This is a genomic window from Nocardioides sp., from assembly GCF_034670285.1.
In the GTDB taxonomy this organism is placed as follows: domain Bacteria; phylum Actinomycetota; class Actinomycetes; order Propionibacteriales; family Nocardioidaceae; genus Nocardioides.
This window is the reverse complement of record NZ_JAXMNS010000450.1, coordinates 1-2,888: the sequence shown is the minus strand read 5'-3', so window position 1 is coordinate 2,888 and position 2,888 is coordinate 1. Positions and strand designations below refer to the sequence as shown.

The following is a 2,888-nucleotide window of genomic DNA, read 5'->3' as shown; positions in this document are numbered from 1 at the left end:
CGCGAGGCCTGGCACGGCGAGCACTCCCTCACCCCGCGTGAGGCCCTGGCCGCGTCGGTCGGCGAGCAGCCGCGCGTGCGCCCGGGCTCGCGGGGCGACCTCGTGCTGCTCGACCGCGACCCGCTCGAGGAGCACGACACCCCGCGCGCGACCGCTGCTGCGCTGCGGTCGATGCCGGTGGCGCTCACCGTCGTCGGCGGACGCGTCGTCTACCGCGCCGACTGAGGCAGGTCAGTCGCGGACGAGCCCGATGACCAGGTCGGCGACGGCACGCTGCTCGGCCGGGTAGGGGTGCAGGCCCATGGCGCGCTTCGGGGCGCCGCGGATGCCTGCCACCCACGGCTCGTCGGAGCAGATGTCGTGGCCCTGGCTGGCCTCGACGAGGTCGACGAACTCGGCGCCCGCCTTGACCCCACCGTTGCGGACGGCGTTGGCCAGGCGCAGGTTGAGGTTGCGGGTGTACTCGTAGTCGCCGACCGCGAGCGGCAGCTTGGCGCGGCAGGTGCCGGTCTCGGGCAACAGCTGCGGGTAGCCGACCAGCAGGATCTGCGCGTTGGGGGCCTTGCTGGAGATCGCGCGCACGACCCGGGCGACGTTGCGTCGGATCTCACCGAGATTCGTCTCGATGCGGTCGCGTCCCTGGGGAGTGAGGTTCTTCTCCTGGCACGGCGAGCCCTTCGGGTCGCGCTTGGCGACCGCGAGGCAGGTGAAGATCATCTCGGAGAAGTAGCGGAAGTCGTTGGCGCCGATGCCGAGCGTCACGAGGTCGGTCTCGGGCGCGAGCGAGTCGAGCTGGGGCGGCTGCACGTTGTCGACGAACTTCTGCGTCGAGAACATGCTGGTCGTCGAGGCGCCCGAGCAGCTGACGTCGATGAGATCGGCACCGATCTCGCTCGCGACGAGGGCCGGGTAGTTCTGGTCGGAGCGCAGACAGCCGTTGATCTGCTCGCTCTCGGCCAGGGGAAAGAGCGGCGCCGCGGTGTAGGAGTCGCCCATCGAGACGTAGACCAACGGGTCGGAGGGCGCGTCGGGCGTCTCACCGGGGGTCTCCGTCGACTCGACCCGGGAGCCTGCGTCGGGCGGCACCGACGTCGCCGCGTCGACCACCTGGCAGGCGCTGAGGGTGAGCGCGCCCAGCACGGCACCCGTGAGGGCGCGCGCGGCAGCGAGGCGTGTCGTTCTCGGCACTACTCCAGAGTACGAGATGCCGGGGCGCTTCACAGCATGGCCGCCAGCAGGTCGGCCACCGCCGCCTGTTCCTGGGCGAAGGGATGGAAGGGAATGGTGCCGTCGGAGGCCATGCTCGCGCCGTTGACCCAGGGGTCGTCGGAGCACACGTCGTGGCCCGCGCTGGCGGCGTAGACGTCGATGAACGAGAGCTCACGCTCAGCCGCAGCCGACTCCAGGGCGTCCGAGAGCCCTCGGATGATGTTGACCAGGAGGGGGTAGTCGTCGGCGGCGAAGGGGGCCAGGTCGGGGCAGGTGCCCGACTCCGGCAGCAGGGCCGGGTAGCCGACGACGTACACCTCGGCGTTGGGGGCGGCCTCGGTCACGGCGTCGAGGGCCGAGCCGATGCTCGCGCCGATGTCGGAACCCATCGCGTCGAGCTGCTCGGTGAGCGCCTCGGTGCACGGGGCGCCGGAGAGCCCGTCGTCCCCGAACGACAGGCAGCTGCGCAGGATCGTGCTGAAGAGGCCCGAGTCGTTTCCGCCGATGCCGATCGTGACCAGGTCGGTCTGTGGGCTCAGCGCGGCGACCTGCTCGCTCACCACGTCGTCACTGGTCGCGCCGCTGCACGTGACATCGGTGAGGAAGAGGTCGGCCGACTCGGCCAGCACGCTCGCGTAGTTGCTCCCGGACCGGAAGCACCCACCGGCCTGGTCGGTCGGCGGGACGCCGGGGGCGGCGGCGTAGGAGTCTCCGAGCGCGACGTACTGGACGGCGTCGGCCGACGGCTCGGGCGCGACCGAGGGGCTCGGGGTGGCCTCGGCGACCGACGACACGTCCTGCGAGGCGTCGCTGCCCGAGCACGCGCTGAGCGCCAGGGTGAGCGTGACGGCCAGGGCAGCAGTTGACCGGAACCTCATGGCGCCAACGCTACGGGGTGGCCCCGAGCGCCAGCGTGAGAGCGAGGACCTCTGCGGGGTCCTCGAGGCGGTCGCCGTAGGCCTCGCGCAGCTGACCCATGCGGTACCTCACGGTCTGCGGGTGCACGAAGAGCGCGTCGGCGACCTCGTCGCGCCGGCCCTGGAGCAGCAGCCAGAAACGCAGCGTCTCGGTGAGCTTGTCGATCGTCGCGGGCCGCAGGTCGGCCAGCGGAGCCAGGGCTCGGGCGCGCAGGTCGGCGAGGGCGTCGGGGTCGGCGGTGAGCACGAGCTGTGCCAGGTGGGTGTCGGTGTCGCCGGTCAGCCCCTGGCCCCGGGCACGCAGCGCCCGGTCGTACGACGACGCCACCTCCAGCCACGGCCGCGTCGGGCCGACGGTGGCCGAGCGGTCGGCGAGCACGCGCAGCAGTGTCGTACGGCGTCGTCCGTGGGCGTCGGGCACGAGCAGCAGGACGCCCTCGTCGAGGCCGGGCGGCTCGGCGGCCTGGAGGGTCTGCGGGGAGAGGACGGCGAGGGCAGGGCGCACCTGCGCCTCGGCCAGGATCACCGCGGTCAGGGTCGACGGGGATGCCCAGTCGGCACGCTCGGCCGCCGCGGTGACCGTCTCGGCGCCGGACGTGGCGAGCAGGTGGTGGGCCAGGCGCTCGAGGCGTCGTTGACGCACTCGTCCGGTCGTGGCGAGCTCGTCGGAGTGGCCGGCGACGCTGGCTGCGGAGAGCTGGTCGATGTAGAAGAAGACGAGCTCGGCGAAGCCGGCCAGGGTGTCGGCGTCCAGTCCGGCGT

The 2,888-nt window shown here is 72.5% G+C and carries 3 protein-coding genes and 1 pseudogene; 1 reads left to right on the top strand and 3 read right to left on the bottom strand.

Annotated elements, in window-relative coordinates; all coding sequences use genetic code 11:
- Positions 1 to 225, top strand: a pseudogene (locus VOI19_RS17490) (amidohydrolase); the annotation flags it as partial.
- 6 nt (positions 226 to 231) lie between these two features.
- On the opposite strand, the gene VOI19_RS17485 reads toward VOI19_RS17490, so the two are convergent.
- The 3 genes from VOI19_RS17485 to VOI19_RS17475 form a co-directional block, all read right to left on the bottom strand.
- Positions 232 to 1,188, bottom strand: coding sequence for an SGNH/GDSL hydrolase family protein (locus tag VOI19_RS17485; protein ID WP_323794228.1), 957 nt, complete (start codon positions 1,186 to 1,188; stop codon positions 232 to 234).
- A 29-nt stretch (positions 1,189 to 1,217) separates the two neighbouring features.
- Positions 1,218 to 2,087 (bottom strand): SGNH/GDSL hydrolase family protein, encoded by an 870-nt coding sequence (locus tag VOI19_RS17480; protein ID WP_323794227.1) that lies wholly within the window; start codon positions 2,085 to 2,087, stop codon positions 1,218 to 1,220.
- Between the two features lie 10 nt (positions 2,088 to 2,097).
- Positions 2,098 to 2,888: helix-turn-helix domain-containing protein (locus VOI19_RS17475; RefSeq protein ID WP_323794226.1), on the bottom strand; the 791-nt coding region annotated here is incomplete at its 5' end.